This is a genomic window from Tropicimonas sediminicola, assembly GCF_900188335.1.
GTDB classification, from domain to species: domain Bacteria; phylum Pseudomonadota; class Alphaproteobacteria; order Rhodobacterales; family Rhodobacteraceae; genus Tropicimonas; species Tropicimonas sediminicola.
The window spans coordinates 18,922-40,093 of the sequence record NZ_FZOY01000009.1 but is presented as its reverse complement, the minus strand read 5'-3'; the positions used below and the strand labels follow the sequence as shown (position 1 = coordinate 40,093).

General features: G+C 66.3%; 19 protein-coding genes and 1 pseudogene. 9 read left to right on the top strand and 11 right to left on the bottom strand.

The window, feature by feature from the left end; translation table 11 throughout:
• Window positions 1-12: 12 nt before the first annotated feature.
• On the bottom strand, window positions 13-1,029 hold the full coding sequence (locus CHB86_RS19515) for a LacI family DNA-binding transcriptional regulator (protein WP_089234791.1): 1,017 nt from the start codon (window positions 1,027-1,029) through the stop codon (window positions 13-15).
• A gap of 266 nt (window positions 1,030-1,295) precedes the next feature.
• Window positions 1,296-2,189 (bottom strand): LysR family transcriptional regulator, encoded by an 894-nt coding sequence (locus tag CHB86_RS19510; RefSeq protein ID WP_089234790.1) that lies wholly within the window; start codon window positions 2,187-2,189, stop codon window positions 1,296-1,298.
• Window positions 2,190-2,286: 97 nt separating this feature from the next.
• Between CHB86_RS19510 and CHB86_RS19505 the strand changes: the two genes are divergently transcribed.
• Together CHB86_RS19505 and CHB86_RS19500 are read left to right on the top strand one after the other, a co-directional pair.
• Window positions 2,287-3,465: an MFS transporter gene (locus tag CHB86_RS19505; protein ID WP_089234789.1), complete on the top strand. Its 1,179-nt coding sequence runs from the start codon at window positions 2,287-2,289 to the stop codon at window positions 3,463-3,465.
• A gap of 375 nt (window positions 3,466-3,840) precedes the next feature.
• Window positions 3,841-4,521, top strand: a complete 681-nt coding sequence (locus CHB86_RS19500) for a type 1 glutamine amidotransferase domain-containing protein (protein WP_089234788.1) — start codon at window positions 3,841-3,843, stop codon at window positions 4,519-4,521.
• Window positions 4,522-4,650: 129 nt separating this feature from the next.
• On the opposite strand, the gene CHB86_RS19495 is transcribed toward CHB86_RS19500, so the two are convergent.
• The gene (locus CHB86_RS19495; RefSeq protein WP_089234787.1) at window positions 4,651-5,127 is read right to left on the bottom strand and encodes an Lrp/AsnC family transcriptional regulator; all 477 of its coding nucleotides are present in this window, start codon (window positions 5,125-5,127) and stop codon (window positions 4,651-4,653) included.
• Between the two features lie 140 nt (window positions 5,128-5,267).
• On the opposite strand from CHB86_RS19495, the gene CHB86_RS19490 reads away from it, so the two are divergent.
• A complete protein-coding gene (locus CHB86_RS19490; RefSeq protein ID WP_089234786.1) occupies window positions 5,268-6,305 on the top strand; it encodes a zinc-dependent alcohol dehydrogenase family protein in 1,038 nt (345 codons plus the stop codon).
• A gap of 129 nt (window positions 6,306-6,434) precedes the next feature.
• Here the strand turns inward: CHB86_RS19490 and CHB86_RS19485 are convergent, their stop codons facing one another.
• The 4 genes from CHB86_RS19485 to CHB86_RS19470 form a co-directional block, all read right to left on the bottom strand.
• Window positions 6,435-8,315, bottom strand: a complete 1,881-nt coding sequence (locus tag CHB86_RS19485) for a monovalent cation:proton antiporter-2 (CPA2) family protein (RefSeq protein ID WP_089234785.1) — start codon at window positions 8,313-8,315, stop codon at window positions 6,435-6,437.
• Complete coding sequence (locus CHB86_RS19480) at window positions 8,315-8,929, bottom strand: NAD(P)H-dependent oxidoreductase (protein ID WP_089234784.1); 615 nt, start codon at window positions 8,927-8,929, stop codon at window positions 8,315-8,317. Before CHB86_RS19480 ends, CHB86_RS19485 begins: the two co-directional genes overlap by 1 nt.
• 425 nt (window positions 8,930-9,354) lie before the next feature.
• A complete protein-coding gene (locus tag CHB86_RS19475) occupies window positions 9,355-10,071 on the bottom strand; it encodes a glutathione S-transferase family protein (RefSeq protein WP_089234783.1) in 717 nt (238 codons plus the stop codon).
• On the bottom strand, window positions 10,058-10,666 hold the full coding sequence (locus tag CHB86_RS19470) for an NAD(P)H-dependent oxidoreductase (RefSeq protein WP_089234782.1): 609 nt from the start codon (window positions 10,664-10,666) through the stop codon (window positions 10,058-10,060). Before CHB86_RS19470 ends, CHB86_RS19475 begins: the two co-directional genes overlap by 14 nt.
• Before the next feature lie 132 nt (window positions 10,667-10,798).
• Here CHB86_RS19470 and CHB86_RS19465 point away from each other — a divergent pair, with 132 nt between their 5' ends.
• From CHB86_RS19465 to CHB86_RS19455, 3 genes are all read left to right on the top strand, one after another.
• Complete coding sequence (locus CHB86_RS19465; RefSeq protein WP_089234781.1) at window positions 10,799-11,179, top strand: winged helix-turn-helix transcriptional regulator; 381 nt, start codon at window positions 10,799-10,801, stop codon at window positions 11,177-11,179.
• A 51-nt stretch (window positions 11,180-11,230) separates the two neighbouring features.
• Window positions 11,231-12,028, top strand: coding sequence for an aspartate dehydrogenase (locus CHB86_RS19460; RefSeq protein WP_089234780.1), 798 nt, complete (start codon window positions 11,231-11,233; stop codon window positions 12,026-12,028).
• A 136-nt stretch (window positions 12,029-12,164) separates the two neighbouring features.
• A complete protein-coding gene (locus tag CHB86_RS19455; RefSeq protein WP_176442940.1) occupies window positions 12,165-13,187 on the top strand; it encodes a LacI family DNA-binding transcriptional regulator in 1,023 nt (340 codons plus the stop codon).
• 38 nt (window positions 13,188-13,225) lie between these two features.
• Here CHB86_RS19455 and CHB86_RS19450 read toward each other — a convergent pair.
• The 4 genes and pseudogenes from CHB86_RS19450 to CHB86_RS19435 all read right to left on the bottom strand — a co-directional run bounded on the left by CHB86_RS19450 (window position 13,226) and on the right by CHB86_RS19435 (window position 19,171).
• Window positions 13,226-14,730: pseudogene (locus CHB86_RS19450) on the bottom strand (ABC transporter permease).
• A gap of 9 nt (window positions 14,731-14,739) precedes the next feature.
• On the bottom strand, window positions 14,740-15,789 hold the full coding sequence (locus tag CHB86_RS19445; RefSeq protein WP_089234778.1) for a quaternary amine ABC transporter ATP-binding protein: 1,050 nt from the start codon (window positions 15,787-15,789) through the stop codon (window positions 14,740-14,742).
• A gap of 59 nt (window positions 15,790-15,848) precedes the next feature.
• Window positions 15,849-16,814 carry an ABC transporter substrate-binding protein gene (locus CHB86_RS19440; protein ID WP_089234777.1) on the bottom strand — a complete coding sequence of 322 codons (966 nt, stop codon included), beginning with the start codon at window positions 16,812-16,814 and terminating at the stop codon, window positions 15,849-15,851.
• Between the two features lie 29 nt (window positions 16,815-16,843).
• Entirely contained in the window at window positions 16,844-19,171 is a 2,328-nt protein-coding gene (locus CHB86_RS19435) for a DUF1989 domain-containing protein (protein WP_089234776.1), read from the bottom strand.
• 361 nt (window positions 19,172-19,532) lie between these two features.
• On the opposite strand from CHB86_RS19435, the gene CHB86_RS19430 reads away from it, so the two are divergent.
• From CHB86_RS19430 to CHB86_RS19420, 3 genes are read left to right on the top strand one after another with little or no spacing between them, the layout of a single operon-like run.
• Window positions 19,533-19,808, top strand: a complete 276-nt coding sequence (locus CHB86_RS19430) for an ArsR/SmtB family transcription factor (protein ID WP_245838193.1) — start codon at window positions 19,533-19,535, stop codon at window positions 19,806-19,808.
• Window positions 19,805-20,866 carry a permease gene (locus CHB86_RS19425; protein WP_089234774.1) on the top strand — a complete coding sequence of 354 codons (1,062 nt, stop codon included), beginning with the start codon at window positions 19,805-19,807 and terminating at the stop codon, window positions 20,864-20,866. The genes CHB86_RS19430 and CHB86_RS19425 overlap by 4 nt, the downstream gene beginning before the upstream one ends.
• Before the next feature lie 39 nt (window positions 20,867-20,905).
• Window positions 20,906-21,142, top strand: a complete 237-nt coding sequence (locus tag CHB86_RS19420; protein ID WP_089234773.1) for a thioredoxin family protein — start codon at window positions 20,906-20,908, stop codon at window positions 21,140-21,142.
• Window positions 21,143-21,172 lie beyond the last annotated feature (30 nt).

Below are 21,172 nucleotides of genomic sequence, written 5' to 3'. Positions count from 1 at the left end.
TGTTGTAGTTGCTCAGGCAGATCGGATCGGCGGCGCAACGGAATCCCGCTCGATCAGAGTGACAGGCAGCAGCTCCTCTTGTGGGAGCGTGCCGTCTTCTTCCGGTTTGTGATCGAGGAGCAGTTCAAGCGCCCGCTTGCCCAGTTCCCGGACCGGCTGCCGCACCGCTGTCACGGCCGGTGCGAATAGATGGAGGGGGCCCACGTCGTCGAAGCCGACGATGGAGACATCGCGCGGCACCGAGAGACCGGAATCCCTAAGCACCTCGTAGAGTCCGATCAGCAGTTCGTCGGAGGTGGCGAAGATCGCCGTCGGCCGGGTGTCGCCACGGGCGACGAAGGCCCTCGCCGCGCTCCGCCCGGCCTCGAACGTGTAGGGACCGCAGGCGCGCTCCACGCGCGCCGCTTCGCCCGCAACCTCGTGAACACCGCGCAGAAAACCGGCATGGCGCCGGGCGCCGCTGATCATCTCGTCGACGCCGCCGATGAACAGAAAATGTCGGTGCCCGATCTCTGCGAGATGCCGGCCGGCCGCATAGCCTCCCGCCTCGTTGTCGCAGAACAGCTTGGGTACCCGGGCCGCCGGTACGTCCTCGTCGACCACGACGCAGGGGCCGGCGGTGTTGATCTTGTCCGCCAGCGCGGCGTCGCCGGCATGGTTGGTGATGAAGATCAGCCCGTCGGCACGCCCCTGCCGGATGTGATCGAGATAGGAGATCTCGCGCTCGCGCCGGTTCAGCGTGGCATGGAGCGACAGTGACAGGTTGCGCCGGTCCGCCTCGGCCTCGACCGAGGCGACGAAGGTCGAGAAGAAGGGGGTGGAAATGTCAGGCACCATCAGCGCGATGGTTTCGGACCGCCCAAGGCTCAGGCGGCGGGCGTGTGCATTGGGGACGTAGTCGAGTTCCCGGATCGCGGTATCGATCGCCTCGGCAGTGCGTTTCGGCAGTTCGAGCGAGCCGTTGAGGTACCGCGAGACCGTCGTCTTCGATACTTTCGCTCGCTGTGCCACGTCCTGCAAGTTCGCCATGAGGCCCCGCTTTCGGTCGGTAAACCGGTTCAGTAAACCGGTATACAAAATCGGTAAGCCGAATCATTTCGTCCTGTAAAGACATTTCGCGAGAGCGCCGCCCTGCCGTGCTCCACACGGCGGCAAATGCCGCGGCGCTGCCTGATCTTTGGGCCTGTCATGTACCGCGGACGGCGAAACCTGCCCGGGAGTCCCGGTGGCAGGCCCCCGCTCATCCGGTCTGCGCCGGAGTCGCGGGTCGACATCGGCCTCTCCGGAGCCGGAGATCAGGAATCTGGCCGCAGGATCTCCTCGAGCCAGTCAAGGAATGCCGCGAGGCGCCGGAGGCCCGAGGCGCGGGTCAGGTAGAGCGCCGTGATATCGAGCGGTTCGGCATCGAGTTCTCCGGGAAACAGGGCGACCAGGCGTCCGGCGGCAAGGTCGTCGGCCACCATGTAGTCCGAGAAGCGTGCGATGCCGAGGCCGCCAAGGACCAGTCTGCGCACCGCTTCGCCGTTGGTTGCGGTGACCGTGGGGCGCGGCCGGATGGGGGCGGGTAGCCCCCGAAACCGCAGGTCGTTGATATGTTCGGGCGCCGCGAACCGGACCTGGCCGAACTCGGCGAGATCCTCGGGGCGTTTCGGATGGCCAAGCCTTTCGAGATAGGCGGGGGCGGCGACAAGCGTCCAGCCGGTGCGGCCCAACCTGCGCCGCAGCATACCGCTGTCGCTCAAGGTGCCGAACCGGACCGCCACGTCCGTCTGGCTGCCGAGGAGGTCGAGGACGGCGTCGCTCATGTCGAGGGTCAGGGCAATCTCGGGGTAGAGCGAATGGAACTCGGCGAGCCGTGGCGCAAGCCGGTGCAGGACGAAGGGCACAGGCGCATCGACGCGGAGGGGGCCGCGTGGCGCCCTGCTCTGGCTCGCGAGGTCCGACAGGCGCTCGGCCCTGGCGACGATCTCGCGCGCTGCCCCCAGCAGGTCCCGGCCCTCCGGGGTCAACTCGATCGCTCGCGTGCTGCGGCGCAGGAGCTTAACCCCGAGTTCCGCCTCCAGCCGCGACACCGTCCGGCTCAGTGTCGAAGGGGCGTTCCGAAGGACGCGCCCGGCCTCGGCGAACCCGCCGTGATCGACCACGGCAAGAAAGACGGCAAGGTCGCGGGTCTGGGGCAATTCGTGCATCTAGCGCAAAGGCCTTTTGAAAACCTGTCTGTTCACGCAAAGGCTAAGCGCATGCATCTCTCCCGTCGAGACAGAAACCTCTTCTGGGAGATCCCCAATGCCCCTCGCACTCTGGGCGCTGACGATCAGCGCCTTTGCCGTCGGCACGACCGAGTTCGTCATCGTCGGCCTCATCCCCACCATCGCCGCAGATCTCGGCGTGTCCCTGCCGTCGGCCGGCCTGCTGGTCAGCCTCTACGCGCTCGGCGTGACCATCGGCGCGCCGGTGCTGACGGCGCTCGCGGGCAGCATGCCGCGCAAGCGGTTGCTACTGGCGCTCCTGGCCCTGTTCATCGCCGGCAACGCCTTTGCAGCCTTTGCGCCCGGGTATGACAGCCTCGTCGCGGCGCGGTTCATCACCGGCCTGGCCCACGGCGTGTTCTTCGCCATCGCCTCGACCATCGCCACAGATCTCGTGGACCGGGAGAAGGAGAGCTCCGCAATCGCGCTGGTCTTCATGGGCCTGACCGTCGCGCTCGTCACCGGCGTACCGCTCGGCACCTGGATCGGGCAGACCTTCGGTTGGCAATCCACCTTCCTCGGTGTCGTGGCGCTCGGTCTGATCGGGCTCGTGGCGTCGGCGCTGCTGGTGCCCTCCAACCTGCGCCGGGCCGAGGCGCCCTCGTTGAGCGCGCAGGTGCAGGTCCTGACCTCGCCGCGCCTGCTGCTGGTTTATCTGATCACAGCGGTCGGCTATGGCGGCAACTTCATCGCCTTCACCTTCCTCGCCCCGATGCTGACAGATGTGACCGGGCTCTCCGCCGGCTCCGTGAGCCTCGTCATCCTGCTCTACGGCGCCTCGGTCGCCGCCGGCAACATTCTCGGCGGCAAGCTGGCTGACCGTCTGGGGCCGGTTCCGTCCCTGACACTCATCTTTGCCGGGCTTGCGCTGATGCTGGTGGCGCTCGGCTTCGGCCTGACGAATGCGGTATTCACGGTCGCTGTCGTCGGCCTGTGGGGCGGGTTCGCCTTTGCAAACGTGCCGCCGCTGCAATCCTACGTGGTCCAGATCGCGCGCGAGGTCGCCCCGGGCGCCGTCGATGTGGCCTCGGGCCTCAACATCGGCGCGTTCAACCTTGGCATTGCCTTCGGCGCATGGGCCGGCGGGCTGATCGTTGTCGAATTCGGCCTGTCGGTCACGCCCTTCATCGGTGCCGGCGTCGTTGCCACCGGGATCGTTCTGGTCCGCCTTTCCGGCCAGTTGGACACGGTCGCGAACGTGGTTCCCGCGGAATGAAGACGGGAGGGCAGCGGAACAATCGCGCCGCCCCGTTCGTTTCGACCTCGGAACATGGAGACACAGATGACCACGAGACACGCCGGAGCGGCGGCCGTGCACTATCTCGGCTTCGGGGCAGTACGGATGCCTGAAGGCGAGAGGCGCGGCCTCGTCGCAGCCGACTTTCGGGCCGGGCCTGAACGTGCACTTCGGGCGCTTCGCACGCGTGTTACCGACCTGCTCCATTCGCCCGGCCCGCGGCGGAGACCACGCTGACCGGGGGAGGCCTCGTCCGGAACGACACGGAGACGCGATTGTGCGGACGTATCGCTTCCCCTCGCGGGCTCGCCTCGAGCCGGGACTGAACTCCAACATCAACGACAGGAGACGACCATGAAGAAGATCCTCATTCTTTCCACGGCCCATGCCGATCTGGGCGACACCGGCAACAAGACCGGCGTCTGGATGGAAGAACTCGCAACACCCTACTACGCGCTCAAGGATGGCGGCCACGACGTCACCGTAGCGACCATCGGCGGCGCGCCGATCCCGGTGGATCCGAACTCCGAACCAAAGGGAGACGATGCCGCCGACTCCGCACGGCGTTTCGCGGACGACCCGGAGGCCATGGCCGTGCTGAAGCGGCCGCAGAAACTTTCCGATCAATCCCCGCAGGATTTCGACGCGGTGTTCATACCGGGCGGCCACGGCGCCGTCTGGGACCTGGCGAGCTCGGACGAGGTGGCGCGGTTCCTGTCCGACACCTGGGCCGGGGGCAAGCTTCTGGCGTCGGTGTGCCACGGCCCGGCGGCCCTGGTCGGGGTCGAGGCCGAAGGGGAGCCGCTGGTCAAGGGGCGCAAGGTGTCCGCCTTTACCGACAGCGAGGAAGAGGGAACCGGGCTGAAGGACGTGGTGCCCTTCCTGCTGGAGACGCGCCTGCGTGAACTGGGCGCGGACTTCCAGCCGGGGCCGGATTGGCAGCCGAAGGCCGTCGCTGACGGAGGTTTGATCACCGGGCAGAACCCGATGTCCTCGGAAGCGGTGGCGAAGCTGCTGATGGAACATCTCGGCTGACGCGGGAACGCGGTCATGGAACTGCTCGCCCTCCCTTGTTGAATCATCCGGGGTGGGCGGGCGAGGCCGGGCGCCGCGGACGTCGTTCGCGCAGGTGCCGGCATACCGGAGGGCTTCGCCCTGTCGCCATCAGGCGAAGGGCGGTGCGACCGGCAATCTGTTGGACGCTTTCATCTCCTTGAGGGACAGGTTCGAGCGGATGCTGGTCACCCCCGGAAGGCGGCGCAGGGTGCTGTCGACGAAGGCGCTGTAGTCGTCCAGGTCGCGCGCGACGACGATCAGCAGGAAGTCGTCGGCCCCGGTGGTGTTGTGGCAGGCAAGGATGTTGGGGGTCGCCTCCACGGTTCGTTGAAACTCTGCCGTCGCTGCCGGGTCATGCTCCGAACAGCGAAGCTGTACGAAGGCCAGCACACCCAGCCCCAGCTTGCGGCGGTTCAGATTGGCCTGGTAGCCTTCGACGATCCCGCTTTCCTCCAGTCGCTTGAGGCGGCGCCAGCAAGGTGTTTCGCTCATGCCGAGCGCCTCCGAGAGCTTGGCATTGCTCATGCGCCCGTCGCGCTGCAGCAGGGTCAGAATCCGGGCGTTGACGGCATCGATCTCGGGCAAGGGCGGAAACCCCTCGAATTTCGCGGCAAGTGAGGGATATCTGCCCCAAATTATCGCTATCCCCACAAGACTGGCAAAGGTATTCCCACGAGCGTCGCTATGATCTCCTCCAATCACAGACGAAACCGAAAGATCCTGCCATGAAAGCCGTCCTTTTCGAGAAGTTCCAGGAAGCCCCCAAGCTGGTCACGGTGCAGGACCCGCGCCCCGAAGATCATGGCGTCGTGCTCAAGGTCATGGCCACCGGCGTTTGCCGCAGCGACTGGCACGGGTGGATGGGGCATGACAGCGACATCGAACTGCCGCATGTGCCCGGCCACGAGCTGGCAGGGGTGATCGAAGCCGTGGGCAAGGATGTGAGCCAGTGGAAGGTGGGTGACAAGGTCACCGTTCCGTTCATCTGCGGCTGCGGCAGTTGCCCCGAATGTCACGCCGGTCACCAGCAGGTCTGCCTGCACCAGGAACAGCCGGGGTTCACCCAATGGGGTTCCTTCGCGGAGTACGTCGGAATTCACCAGGCCGACCTGAACCTCGTGGCTTTGCCCGACGGCATGGAGTTCGCCACCGCGGCGAGCCTCGGATGTCGGTTCGCCACGTCGTTTCGGGCGGTGGTGGACCAGGGCAAGGTCTCTGCGGGCCAGTGGGTCGCCGTGCATGGCTGTGGCGGTGTGGGATTGTCGGCCGTGATGATCGCCGCGGCGGCCGGGGCCAACGTGATCGGTGTGGATCTCGACCCGGCGAAGCTCGACCTTGCACGGGAGCTTGGCGCGGCTGCGGTGATCCATGGCGGCGAGGCCGATGTTCCCGAAGCGATACGGGACACCACCCGGGGCGGCGCGCATGTGTCGCTGGATGCGCTCGGGCACCCCGTGACGATGACAAACTCGATCCTCTGTCTGCGGCCGCGGGGCAAGCACATCCAGGTTGGCCTGATGCTGGGCGATCACGCCGCCCCGGCGGTGCCCATGCCCAAGATCGTGGGGCAGGAGATCGAGCTGCTTGGGTCGCACGGGATGCAGGCGCACCGCTACGGCGCGATGCTGGACATGGTCGCCTGCGGAAAGCTGGATCCGGCAAGGCTGGTGGGCGATCGGATCAGCCTCGCGGCAGCCCCGGAGGCGCTGATGAACATGGACAAGTTCACATCTGTCGGAGCGACGGTCATCACCCGGTTCTGACGCGAACGACGAATTCGGTTCACCGGTGGCGGCTGCGTGGCCGGGCGGGGGCGGAAGGTGCCCGCTGTGTGCGGGGCTGTGCCGTGGGTCGATTGAAGCGCGGCGCTGCCGAGTTGTTCCTCTTGAGGGTCACAGGTTCGCGTCGCCCTTGGGCGGCGGGGTCCAGCCGTGATCGGAGCGGTCGAAACTGTCCAGCCGGTCCTCCTTCATCAGGTCGAACAGCGTCTGGGAATGGGCGCGCATGGCGTCGATATAGGAGGCCGACACGCCTTCGGCAGTCCAGGTTGCGTGCAGCGCATCGAGCTGCCGATGATCATGCGCACGGAAGGTCCGGCGCGCGGTTTCCGCCCGGAAGGGGTGATTTCCGAGCGCGACCAGCGCATCGCGCCCCATGCTCAGCGCCGCTTCAAAGGTCTCCCGAACGGCGATGTGGGCGCCGGCGTTTTCCAGTTCATAGACATGGTGCCGGTCGAGGGCGCGGGCGTGGATGATCACGTCGGGATAGCTGTGCGCGACGTGACGGACGAGGGCCGTCTGCTTGTCCCGATCGTCGAGCGCGGCGATGAAGAGCGTCGCCGTTTCCAACCCCGCGCTGTGCAGCAGGTCGGGCCGGGTGGCGTCGCCGTAGTAGGCCCGGAAACCGATTCTGGAGAGGTTGTCGATGGTCTCGGGGTCGTGGTCCAGCACGGTGACCTTGTAGCCGTTGGTAATCAGGAGGCGGGTGATGATCTGTCCGACCCGCCCTATGCCCGCCACGACAACGGTCCCGGCCTCGTCGATCTCGTCCGGCGCGCGGTCTGCCGAGGTCACGGAGCGTGGCGCCAGCACCTTCTCGTGGAGGATGAACAGGAGCGGCGTCAGCAGCATCGTGAGCGCGACGACCAGCGTCATGGTCGAGACCAGTTCGGCAGGCAGCACGCCCGCGCCGAGCGTGAAGCCGAACAGGACGAAGGCGAATTCACCCGCCTGTGCGAGCCCGAGGGTGAAGAGCCAGCGGTCCGCCCCGCCAAGGCCAAAGGCGGTGGCCAGCCCGTAGAGAACAGCCGCCTTCAGCGCCATCAACCCGACCGCCAGGGCGACCAGCCCCGCCGGGTTGGAGAACAGAAGGCCGAAATCCACGCCTGCGCCGACGGTGATGAAGAACAGCCCGAGCAGGAGGCCCTTGAACGGCTCGATGTCGGATTCCAGCTCGTGCCGGTATTCGCTGTCGGAGAGCACCACGCCGGCAAGGAAGGTGCCGAGCGCGGGCGAAAGGCCGACGTAGTTCATGGCGAGCGCGATGCCGATCACCAGCATCAGAGCCGCGGCGGTGAAGATCTCGCGCAGCCGGGCTTCGGCGATGAACCGGAACACCGGGCGCATCACCGTGCGACCGCCGAGGATGATGGCGGCGATGATCGCGAGGATCGCCAGGGCCTGGGCCCAGTCGGGCAGTGCGTCGAAGGCGGTGGGTGCGGCGTGGCCATGGGCATCGGTGCCGTGGTCGTCGCCATGGGTGCCGCCGACGGCCAGCAGCGGCATCAGCGCCAGCATCGGGATCACCGCGATGTCCTGCGTCAGGAGGACGGAGAACGCGCTCTTGCCGCCGATCGTCTGCATCCATCCCTTTTCGTTCAGCGTCTGCAGCACGATGGCGGTGGAGGAGAGCGCCAGGATCATGCCGAGGGCCAGCGCCGCCTGCCACACCAGCCCAAAGGCCAGGGCGACGGCGGCGATCAGCGCCGTCGTGCCGATGACCTGCAGCCCGCCAAGCCCCAGCAGCTGCGTCCGCATCCGCCAGAGCATCGCCGGCTGCAGTTCCAGCCCGACGAGAAAGAGCATCATGACAACGCCGAACTCGGCGAAATGCTGCAGTTCGACCGTTTCATGCCCGACAATGCCAAGCACCGGGCCGATCACCACACCCGCGATCAGGTAGCCGAGAACGGAGCCGAGGCCGAGGCGGTCGGCGATCGGAACAGCCACGACGGCGGCGACGAGATAGACGAAACCGGCGGCGAGGATCTCCATCAGGCTGTCTCCGGCTTGGCCGCGTGGGACGCGGCGATGTCATTGAGCGTAAGCGCGGCGTGGGCGGCCCGGAGGTCGAGCCTCTCGTCTCGCAGCGCGGTCAGCAGGCCCTGCCAGGCCGCGAGATGGCCCTTGCGACGGTCCTCCTCGACTGCCCGTCCGGCGCCGTAGATCGCGAAAGGTGCGAGGTATCGCATCCGGCAGAGATCGGCGGTCTTCTCGAACGGCATCAGAAGGTCCCGCAGATGCGCGCCGTTTCCGCCTCCCGGCCGATAGGAGGTTTCCAGCGCGCCGCAGGAAACGGCGTTGAACGTCACCTTGCCGTCGAGCGCATGTCCATGCTTGCCGTAGGCAAAGCCGTACTCCAGCACGAGGTCCTGCCATTCGCGGACGATCGAGGGGGCGGAATACCAGTAGATCGGGTGTAGAAAGACGATCGCATCGTGGTCCACCAGGCGCCGCTGCTCGCGGGCCACATCGATCTCGAAGGTCGGGTAGGTCGCGTAGAGGTCGACGCAGGTGATCCCCTCGGTCTGCCGCGCGGCCTCGAAGAGCGGGCCACTGATCTCGGAGCGGTCGAGGCGGGGGTGGGCGAGGTAGACGAGAGGCTTCATGGATCTTCCGTGTTAGAGGGGCGTGCCCGGCAATGTGCATCCGGGCGCGTCCAGTCGGTTTCGGGCGCTCACCGGTCGTCGGCTGGCCCGGGCGTGTTCTATCCGCCGCGGTCAGCCCCGGCGCTGAAGAAGGCTTGAAGGCGATCGTCGCCGATATGGCCATGCGTTTCCAGAAAATCGCGGCTCGCGCTGTCGGTCGACGTGTTTCGGATCGGACAAGGATGGGCCATGTCATTGGTTCTGCAGGATGGCACCGGACATCCCGCCCATGGCCATCCTGTGGTGGCGGGGTTGAAAGGCCGGGTTCAGGATGCCGATCCTGGCGTCCAGCCCCGCGAGCCATGGGTGCTGCTTCGATACCTTGGGGGTGCTGTCCGTTTGGAAGCCGAATCCGAGGGTGGGGCGTCCTCGGCGTCGAGCACGGGTCAGCTGCCCCGGACGTCGGATGCGAAGCGGGCGGCGTTTTCCTGCACGAAGGCGTCGGCATCCGCCGCAGCATCCCAGAACTGCGGCTGCGCCTTGGGGATCGTGAGCGCCTTCCGGACCGCCGGGCGCGCGTCGATCCGGTCGAACCAGGCTGCGAGATGCGGCAGGTCATCTACCTCGACACCCGCCCAGGGGTAGGCGCGGGCCCAGGGGTAGATCATCATGTCGGCGATGGAGTACGCGCCCACGATGTGGTCGCGCCCCTCCAGCCGGGCGTTCAGAACCTCCATCAGGCGGCGGCTTTCGGCCACGTAGCGTTTGATCGAGAAGGGCTCCTCGTGGCCGTTGGGCGCTGCTATGCGCTGGAAGTACATGGCCTGGCCCATCATCGGGCCGACATGTCCGACCTGGAAGAACAGCCATTGCAGCGTCTCCGACCGGGTCATCGGGTCGTCCGACAGAAACTTCCCGTATTTCTCCGCGAGGTGCCACAGGATCGCGCCGGATTCGAAAATCGCGCGACCTTCCGACCGGTCCACGATGGTCGGGATCTTGCCGTTCGGGTTGAGCTTCAGGTACTCGGGCGCTTTCTGCTCCTGCTTCGAGAAATCGATGAAGGTCAGGTCGTAGGGCACCCCGGCTTCCTCGAGGAAGATGACCGGCTTGTAGCCGTTCATCGTCGCGGCAGTGTAGAGGTGGATGTCAGGCCGCGGCATTGCGGGTCTCCCGGAAAACCTGCGCCAGATGCGCGTCGAAACGGGCGAGATCGGCTTCGATCTCCGGGTTTTTCATCACGTCGAATGCGGCGAAGGTGGGCAGCGGCTGCATTGCGAAGAACCGCGCATTGAGGTGCATCGGGCGGAGCAGATCGTCGACCGATGCGCCCCGGAAGAAGGGCTCGGAGGTGTCGTCGAAGGCTTCCTTCGGGGCGTTGAATGTGACCGACAGCATGTATGTCGTACCCGCAAGCGTGCCGCCCATGCCGTAGTTCGCCTTGGGCGCCTCGGGCGAGCGGCCATCCCCGGCGCATAGGCGGCCGTCCATTCCGGCGGTGTAGACGTCATCCATGTATTTCTTGAAGGACCACGGCACGCCCATCCAGTTCACCGGGAACTGCATGATGACCGTATCGGCCCACTGGTGGTTCCCGACCTCGGCATCGGCATCGTAGCCATCGGCGACTGTCGTCACGCGGACCTCGTGGCCCTGGCCTTCGAGGAAGTCTCTTGCGCGCTCGACGAGCGTCGCGTTGAGCCGGCCTTCGGCAAAGGGATAGGGCTGGTGTCCGTTCAGGATGAGGATCTTGCTCACGGGTCTGTTCCTTCGGTCTCGTTTCTGCCGCCGCTTGACTCGCGGCGGGTTCGGGGGGAAGTTGCGTGCCCAGAGAACGGAAATCAACCAGTATACTTTTGGTAACCTAGATCAATTCATGGGAGGCCCGACATGCGCGCACGTGTTGACGACGACGAAAGCGGGCGGCGGCAGGTCCATGATGCCTGCCTCGAACCCTGCGCGATCGAGCGGGGGATGCGGATCATCGGCGGCAAGTGGACCGGCTCGATCCTGTGGCACCTCAAGGACGGCCCGGTCCGCTTCAACGACCTCTCCCGCATGATCGGTGGGGCAAGCAAGAAGATGATCACCGAGCGCCTGCGGCAGCTCGAAGCCCAGGGGCTGGTGAAGCGAGAGGTGCTCGACACCTCGCCGGTCTCGGTTCACTACGAGATCACCGATTTCGGACGCACGGCGCTTGGTTTCCTCGATCAGTTGCGGCAATGGAGCGAGGACCTGCCGGAAGGGATTGCTGAAGCGTCAGGGGCTTGAGAGCGAGAACCGGGCAGGGGGCGGCCGCTATGGTTTCGGAGGGCTGATACCATGAAATCCATCGCGCTGATCGGCCATGGCGCCATCGCCCGTGACGTGATGCACCGGATCGATGGCGATCCTCTGCTGCGGGTCGCGCAGGTCCTGGTGCGCCCGAACCGCAGGGCGGAGATCCAGGCGGCATTGGGAGACCGGACCGAGGCGATCTGCTCGGTGGCGGAGATCTCCGCCGACGTGGATTTCGTGCTCGAATGCGCAGGTCACGGCGCGGTGCAGGAGCACGGCCTGGAGGTGCTTGGACGGGGCCTGGACCTCGGCGTGCTCTCTGTCGGCGCCCTTGCGAACGACGCGCTGCGGGATGACCTGCAACGGGCGTCCCGGGAGGGGCGTGCGCGGATCGTGGTGGTGCCCGGCGCGATCGGCGGCATCGACGCCATCGCAGCGGCCGGCCCGGAGGGCCTGGACAGGGTCACCTATGACGGCACGAAAGCGCCGTTGAGCTGGACCGGCACCCCGGCGGAACGCACCCACGATCTTTCGGCGCTCACCGAGGCAACGGAGGTGTTCTCCGGCACGGCACGTGAAGCGGCACAGCGGTTCCCCAAGAACGCCAACGTGGTCGCGACGGTCGCCCTGGCCGGACTCGGCTTCGACCGGACCCGCGTTCGCCTTGTGGCCGACCCGAAGGCGGTGCGGAATACCCACCATATCCTCGCCGAGGGCCCGAACTTCCATTTCGATTTCACGAGCAGCGGGGCAACCTTGCCCGACAACCCGAAGACCTCCGCCCTGACCTCGCTGGCGGCCTGCCGGGTCCTGAAGAGCCGCGCCCACGGCCTTTGCCTCTGAAGGCGAGAACTCATACGGATTTTGCGCCGCGACGCGGCTTGTTCTCCGGCATTTCCCTGGTCCAGACTGGGGCAGGCGACAATTGAGACCGGTTACCTCGGCCGTTTGCCAGCATCGGGGCCGCGGAGGGACGCATTTGAACGACAGCGGACGGGGCACGTCGAAACAGCCCAAGGTCAAACTGCGGGACGTCGCCCGCACCGCCGGTGTCTCCGTCGCGACGGTCAGCCGCGTCATCAATGACGCCCCGACAGTGACCGCCGACACCAAGGCACGGATCAACGCGGTGATCCAGGAACTGGGGTACACGCCGAACCCGCTGGCAAAGGCGCTGAACTCCGGACGCACGAGGACAGTGGGTGCCGTCATCTCGACCCTCGATCACGCGATCTTTGCGCGGTTCCTCAAGGCGCTGGAGGTCACACTGGACCAGCACGGCTATTCCCTCGTCGTCGCCTCGACGGAGAACGACAAGGACAGGGAGCTTCGTCGCTCGCGGTCGTTCCTCGAGATGGGGGTCGAAGGGCTGATCCTGTCCGGCAGCGACCACGGAGACGAGTTCCGGCAACTGGCGGAGCGCTACAACGTGCCGGTGGTCCTGACCTCGATCTTCGATCCCGGCGCCGACTACCCGACGATCGGTTACGACAATGCTGAGCTGACCGGGTTCGCGATGCAGCATCTTGTCGACACCGGGCACGGGAAGGTCGCGATCATCCACGGGCCGGCGGCGGAGAACGACCGGACGCGCGCGCGGATTGCCGCTGCGGAGGCCTATGCCGGGCGGTGCGAGATCCGCATGATCGAGGTCGATCTGAGCGAGGAGGGCGGCGCGGATGCCGTCCGGCAGTGCGCAGATGACGGCGAGTTGCCCGATGCCTTCTTCTGCCTGTCCGACGTCATCGCGCTTGGGGCATTGTTCGAACTGGCCCGACTGGGGATCTCGGTGCCGGGCGATGTCTCCGTGGTCGGCTTCGACGATCAGCCCTGGACCAGCCATGCCAGCCCGGCGCTGACAACGGTTCGGGTCCCGGTGCTGGAGATGGGCGAGGCCGCGGCGCTCGCCCTGGTCCGAAATCTCGAGGAGGGCCGTCCCGTCGAGCCGCTCAAGCTCGACGGGACGATTGTTCTGCGGGGGTCGACCGCGAAGCGGAGCTGACGGGCATCCGGCCAGGGGGGAGAGGCCCGGCCGCCGCGTCAGCCCCGCTTGCCTGCCACGATCCTGTCCAGGATCAGCGCGCAGAACAGGATCGCCAGCCCGGCCAGGATCCCTTGCCCAGCCGCCGCATATTGCAGCGCCTCGAGCACGTCCTCACCCAGCCCCTTGGCGCCGATCAGCGACGCCACGACGACCATTGCGAGCGACAGGAGGATGGTCTGGTTCACCCCGGCCATGATGGTCGGCGCTGCGAGGGGAGGTCGACCTTCCAGAGCAGGTAGCGGGGCGTCGCGCCGAAGGCGAGCGCCGCCTCGCGGACCGCTTCGGGAACCTGCTGAAGGCCGAGCACCGTGAAGCGGATCACCGGCGGGCTGCCGAAGATCATGGTGGCCACCACGCCTGCGGGCTTGCCGGAGCCGATGAAGGCCACGACCGGGATCAGGTAGACGAAGGAGGGCATCGACTGCATGAAATCGAGGATCGGCCGAACGATTGCAAAGGCGCGGGGGCGCCGTGCGCAGTAGATGCCGAGCGGGATGCCGAGCGTGATCGAGATCAGCGCCGCCGCGCCGAGCAGCGCCACCGTCGTCATCGCCTTTTCCCAGAAGCCGAGCAGGCCGAGATAGGCGAGCGCCGCCCCGGTGAAGATCGCCACGCGCGCACCGGCGGAGAGATAGGCCAGCATGATGACCACGGTCGCCACCACCGGCCAGGGCGTGTCGACGAGCAGCACCTCGATCCAGTCGAGCAGCGTCCGCATCCCGAGCGTCAGGCCGTCGAAGAACCCGCGACCGGCGGTCTTGGTCCAGTCGAACGCCGCCTGCACCCCGTCACCCACGTCGAGACGCCAGTTGCGGTTGGTCGGAAAGGTCTTGAGGAGTTCGATGGCATCGGGCTGGGCAAACTTGATGGCAGACAGGCCGATGACCGGCACGGCGAGGCCGAGCGCGACCGCCAGCCGCTCGGTGGACCAACCATGCGCCACCTGCCGGTCCGAGCGCCAACGCGCGAACTGACCCTCAAGCGTCCAGTTCGCCAGCGCGCCTTGAAGGAGCTTGAATGCGGCCAGGATCGCCAGACCGCTGAGGATGTAGACCATCCCGGTCGAGTCCGCAGCCGCAGCTGCGGCCTCGGCGTCGGCCAGCGCGCCCTCGAGCGAGGCCGCCGCCCGCTTCAGCGCGTCCAGCGTGGCCGCGCCGGATTCCTCGGCCTTGGCAATCTGCTGCTGGCGCAGCTCCAGCGTCTCGGCGATCCGGTCCGCCCTTTCGCGGAACTCGCGGCCAAGGTCGCCGAAGAGGCCGCGGCCGATCTGGATGAAGGCCAGCGTCTCGAGCAGGAGGAAGCCGAGGAACCACGACCAGAGCCCCCGCGCGCCGAACCAGATGGGACCGAGCAGGGCGGCCGCCTTGTTGAAGGTGAAGCGATAGCCCGGGGCCTCCATCATGGAGGCGAAGGCCCGGCAATAGTAATCCTCGCTGCGGCCGACGAATTCCTTCACCAGCGCATTGAGCCGTTCGGCGGTATCCGGTCTGATCTCTGCCATGACGCCTTCCTACGCGTGGTTTTTCTGGATCGCCCGGATCAGGCCGGGGCGGTTGATGACGCCGACGGTCTGGCCGTCGTCCTTGACGCGCAGGATGCCGTGCCCGTCGATGCAGAGGCCCAGCAGCGTGTCGAGATCCATCTCCGGATGCGCCTCGCGCGCGTCCTCGGGGACCGGGCCGGTCTCGGCCTCGAACTGCGCCTCGGGGACCATCACGGAATGGGCGAAGATCATGTTGAGCTTGGAAATGCCGGCGACGAAATCCGCCACGTAGTCGTCGGCCGGGTTGAGGATGATCTCCTCCGGCGTCCCGATCTGCACCACGCGCCCGTCCTTCATGATCGCGATCCGGTTGCCGATGCGGATCGCCTCGTCGAGGTCGTGGGTGATGAACATCGTGGTCTTTCGGAGCTCCCGCGACAGCGCCATGAACTGGTCCTGAAGCTGCTTGCGGATCAGCGGGTCGAGCGCCGAGAAGGGCTCGTCCATCAGCAGGATCTCGGGGTCGGAGGCGATGGCGCGGGCGAGCCCGACGCGCTGCTGCATGCCGCCCGACAACTCCTGTGCGTAGCGGTCCTCCCAGCCGGTCAGTTCGACCAGCTCCAGCACGCGGTCCGCCTCTTCCCAGCGTTTCGCCTTGCCGGTGCCGCGGATTTCGAGCGGCATGGCGACGTTGTCGCGGACGGTCCGGTGCGGCATCAGGCCGAAGTTCTGGAACACCATGGCGACGCGATGGTTGCGCAGCTCGCGCAGTTCCTCCGGCGAGAGCCCCATCACGTCGACACCGCCGACATAGATATGCCCGGCCGTCGGCTCGAGGAGCCGGTTCACGTGCCGAACCAGCGTGGACTTGCCGGAACCCGAGAGCCCCATCACGCAGAAGAGTTCGCCCCGTTCGATCTCGAAGGTGGCGTCTGCCACCCCGACCACGCAATCGAACCTCTCCAGCACCTCGGGCTTGCCCAGGCCCTCGGCATGGATCGCGGCCAGCGCTTCCTCGGCCCGATCGCCAAAGACCTTCCAGACGCCTCGGACGTCGATGGCAATATCCCTGTCCATTCCGGGCTCCTCTTGCAGTTGCGGCGCCCCGGGCCGCGACCCGGGGCTTCGGTGAGCGATCAGTTCAGACCGAGCCAGCTGTCGACCGTATCGCCATTTGCATCGATCCATGCGCCGACGACGTCGGAGATTTCCTTGCCTTCCACGACGACCTCGTAGGTCAGTTGCGAGAGCGTGGCATCGTCCATGTCGATCGCGGACAGGAAAGCGGCGGCGGCCGGGTTCCGCTCCTCCAGGGATTTCGAATGTGCGACGGTCACCGTCTTCACGATGTCGCCGGTCATGATCGAGGATTTGTTGTACCAGTCGGCATCCTGGTCCGGCTGGACCATGGTGTACTGCTCCGCCTCGTAGGGCGGCTCCTCGATCATCGTCACGTCGTAGAGCGCGTGGACATAGTGCGGCTTGTAGCAGTAGAAGACGACGCCCTTTTCCTCGGCAATCGCGTCCTTCAGCCGGGCGTAGAACACGGTTTCGTCTTCGGTGCCGGGCGCCAGGAAGGTCTCGATGCCGTAGTCGCGCACCTTCACCTTGTGGACGTTGGTCGACGCCCAGCCGGACGCACCGACCCAGATCTCGCCCATGCCGTCTCCGTCGGAATCGAAGAGCGCCTGCGCTTCGGGCGTGGCCAGGTCGAAGACCGACTTGATGTTGTGTTTCTCGGCCATGTAGCTCGGCACGCAGAAGCCGGCGCGTCCCTCGTAGGAGCCCGCGGAGAGCGCGACCGTCCCCTTCTGGTCGACGTATTCGTCGGTGAAGGACGCCTGGTTCGGCAGCCATACGTCGGGATGCACGTCGATGTCGCCGCGCCCGCCATCCATCGCGGCAAAGATCACCGCGTTGGCACCCGGCGCATAGCCCACCTCGCCACCGAGCCGGGATTCGATGACCTGTCCGATGACGTTGGTCATGATCTTGGCACCGGGCCAGCTTGGCTCGCCGATCATGACCTTCTCCTGCGCCATGGCCGAGGTTCCGGCAAGGGCGAGGGCTATCGCAGTCGGAATGAGTCCCTGAGTCTTCATCGCGTTTCTCCTGTTGGATTGTTGTGGGTTCATGCCCGTGCCCGCTTTCTTTGCGGGTCTATGAATGGGATGTCGGTGACGCTGGCCGGCAGCCGCTTCATCCGGCCGTCCATCTGGCCAACCTCGAGGGAGGTGCCGTTTGCCGAATGCTCCACCGCGAGCCGCGCCATGGCGATGGCGCATTGCAGCGTCGGTGACCGGGTGGCCGAGGTCACCACGCCGACCTGGCGTTCGCCAAGCAGGACCGGGGCGCCATGATGCGGAACGTCGTCGCCCTCGAAGCGCAGCCCCTTGAGCACGCGCCGCGGCTCCTCCGCGTTGCGCTCCAGCGCGGCCTTTCCGGTGAACTCCGTCTTTCGCAGGTCGACGGCAAAGCCCAGCCCGGCTTCGAAGGCATCGACGCCGGGGGCGAATTCCCGGCCAGCAGCGGCAAGGCCCGCCTCGATCCGGATGGTTTCCAGCGCCGCCGAACCCATCGGCTGGATGCCGAATTCCGCTCCGGCCTCCATCACGGCGTCCCAGATCGCGACCGCATCGCCGCCTGCGCAGAACAGCTCGTAACCAAGCTCGCCGGTGTACCCTGACCGGGTGAGCATGAAGGGCGCCCCTTCGCGGTCTCCGAGGCGGGCGATTGTGGCACCGAACCACTTGATCTGGTCCAGCCCCGGCACATGCGGCTGGGTAAAGACGATCTTGCGCAGCAGGTCGCGGGAGCGTGGCCCCTGCAGGGCGAGGTTCGGCAGCGCGCCGCCCATGGCGTTGATCCGCACCTGCAGCCCCAGTTCGCGCGCCAGTTCGTCCAGAACCCGCGCGCTTTCCTCGGACCCGCAGCACCAGCGGAAGAGGCTGTCGCCCATGCGGAAGAGCGTGCCGTCGTCGATCACGGCGCCGGTGTCGTCGCACATGAGCGTGTAGGTCCCGCGCCAGATCGCCAGTCGGGAGATGTCCCGTGTCATGGCCCGTTGCAGCAGGCGCTCGGCATCCGGCCCGACGATGTCGTATTTCCGCAAGCCGCTCATGTCCTGAACCGTGACCGCGTCGCGGCAGGCCCAGTATTCGGCCAGCGTGCCGACGGCGGGGTAGCTGACCGGCGCCCAGAGATCGCGCGCGGGGGCGAAATGCTCGGTCAACACGGAGGTTCGTGGGTGGAAAGCCGATTCCTGGCTGACCGACATGGGGGCGTCCTCTTTCTCGCGATAGGCCACGGCGCGCCGGATCAGGCTATGTGGCCGGTAGATCCGGACGTGGATATCCGTCGGATTCCAGCCGTTGATCGGGTCGATGTCGTCCGGGCAGGCCGTCGACACGCAGACGAGGTTGTCCATCGCCCGCATGATCACGTAGTCGCCGGGCCGGGAGTGGCTTTCCTCGGTCAGGATGTGGTGGCTCGATGGATCGACCCAGGTGTTCCAGAAGAAGTTGATCGCCGGCCAGGCCACGCGCCGGGCCACGCCGAAAGGCGCAAGCGCGTAGGACATGTTGTCGGAGCAGTTGATGTGCCCGGGAAACCCGCGATCTTCGTAACCGCGCGACGTGCAGGCCAGACCGAAGGTGTCGTGCCGCCCGCAGGTATCCTGCACCACGTTGAGCAGCGGGCGCATGTCCTGGTCGAAGAACTTGTCGAACAGTCCGGGTCCCGGATAGGACCGCCGCACCATCGAGCGGGTGGCCGTGCCGTCGATCAGCAGTTCCCGGCCACGCTCCAGGCCGTCGCTGCGAAAGGCCATGAAGTCCGAACATTGCTGCCCGTCCACGTCGATGATCTGAACCAAGTCCCCGGCCGCCAGTTCATATGCCCTCGCGGTGGCGCGGCTGACGGTGAACTCGTCCTTCACGTCGCCCAGCGGCGGCGGCAATCGCAGGGAACTCGGGCGTGCGGGCTGGTGAGACATGACGACAGGTCCAAGCGCCTCACCCGAAACGAGCGTCTCCGCAGGCTCCACGTTGACGACCCAGACCGTGCATGCCGCGGAGGATTGCACGACGATCGCCTCGTCGCTCGGCGCGATTGCCGCGCAGGCCCAGGCGTTCGCTGCTTCCCCGCCCATGGCCGCGACCCAGCCCGCCAGGGGACGGCTGTCGAATGCGTATGCGCCAATCCGGGCGGTCTCCGAAAGACCGAGCATCTGAAGCGCGGTCTCTCCGGTCGGGCCGAACGCGAGCAGCTTCAGCCCGTTGCCGCCTGCCGGGGAGGACAGGGAGAGGAGGTCGCCTGTTTCAAAATCGACTCGGGTTGCCGCGCGGGGGGGCAGTGTGACCGTGCGGGGCGTGTCGCTCTTGGTGAAGCCGGGAAAGGAACGCCGGTCGCTCCTGAAGCCGATGTTGTCCAGCGTCCGTATGGTGTCGAATGCGAGCATCCGCGTCTCTCGAATGACAATGTAACCGGTTACAATCCTGAGTTCCGTCACGTCGATGTGTCAAGGACCTCGTCGCGATGAGCGGGTTCGTCGTCAGGCGGGCGCACAATAAATCGGCACTTCTGGCAACATTCCGCCTCGCAGGCGCCGGCAGGCACGCTTGGGCGAACTTGGGGCGAGGGGCGCTGCCCTGGCGCTGACTTCGATGGGGCGCTGGTGCTGCCTGATGCCCGATCGGCTGGCCGGTTGGGCGAGTCGCCCCTCAAGATAAAAGAAGGCTGCCAACTCCTGGCCCGCATGCGCCATATGTCTCATTGCGCATATGCGATCTGAGGCATATGCGGGTGTCATGCAAGAGTTCATGACTGCCATCTCCGACCCGACCCGCCGCGCCGCCCTCGCCATCATCTGGGACGGTGGCGAGCATTGTGTCTGCGAACTCATGGCCAAACTGGAGGCCAGTCAAAGCCGGATGTCCCGGCACATGAAGGTGTTGCGCGAGGCAGGTATCGTCACCGACCGGCGCGATGCCCAGTGGGTTCGCTTTCGCCGCAACCCCGAGCTCGCGCCGGACCTCGTGGCCGTCATCGACGCGGTGCTGGCCGCGGAACGCAGGTCCGAAAGGAAAGTCGCATGACCGTTGAAACCCACACTCCGGCTCCGCACGGCCGGGATGCCTCCGACTGGCTCTGGTATGCCGGCGTTCCGGCGGCGGGTGGTGTCCTCTACCTGCTTTACGGTCAATTGATCCCGTTCTCGGAATGGGTGACGTCCTTCTTTCCGGTCGCCCGCGACAGTCACACCGGCGAGGCCATCGCCTTTTTCTTCTACGACGTGCCGAAGGTGCTGTTGCTGCTGACCGGGATCGTCTTTGTCGTGGGGGTCCTGCGCAGCTGGTTCAGCCCGGAAAAGACCCGCGCGATCCTCGCCGGCCGGCATCATCTCTGGGGCTACCCGCTTGCCGCGCTGCTTGGTGTGCTGACGCCCTTCTGTTCCTGCTCGTCGGTGCCGCTCTTCATCGGGTTCGTCTCGGCCGGAATCCCTCTGGGCGTGACCTTTTCCTTCCTGATCGCCGGGCCGATGGTCGGTCCGGTGGGCCTCGGGCTGCTTTACGGTCTGGTCGGCTGGCAGGTCGCCACGATCTACCTCGTCTTCGGTTTCACCATCGCCACCGTTGCGGGCTTCGTTCTGGGCAGGATGGGGCTGGAGAGATACCTGCAGGACTGGGTGCGCGAGATGACAGCGGGCCCCGTGGGCGATCTGCCCGAAGAACACCTGACGCTGGTGGACCGGCTGAAGATAGGGGGTGAGCAGGTGCGCGAGATCGTCGGCAAGGTCTGGATCTGGGTTCTGTTCGGCATCGGCATCGGCGCCGCGATCCACGGCTACGTGCCCGAGGCGATGATGCTGAGGATCATGGGCGGCGAAGCCTGGTGGTCGGTTCCGGCTGCCGTCGTGGTTGGCGTGCCGATGTACACCAACGCGGCCGGGGTGATCCCGATCGTCGAGGCTTTGCTGGGCAAGGGCGCGGCGCTCGGCACGACGCTGGCCTTCATGATGTCCGTGATCGCGCTGTCGCTGCCCGAGATGGTCATCCTCAAGCAGGTGCTGACCTATCGGCTGATCGCGATCTTCATCGCCGTGGTGTCGATGGGCATCCTCGCCACCGGCTTCCTGTTCAACTTCCTGATGTAGACGCCGCGCGAACCCACCATCCTTTGAAAGGATCTTACGATGAAAACCGTCAAGGTCTACGGCCCCGGCTGCAAGCGCTGCGAAACCACCGTAGCCATGGTCCGGGACGCCGCCGCGAAGCTTGGTGTCGCGGTCGATGTCGAGAAGGTCACGGACCCGAAATCCATCGCCATGGCCGGTGTCATGTCCACTCCCGGCATCTCGGTCGACGGCAGGCTCGTCCACGCCGGCGGCCTGCCGGAAGCGGCCCGACTGGAAACCTGGCTCGCGGACTGACCGGGCGCCGTCGTTCTCAGGAAGGCTGCG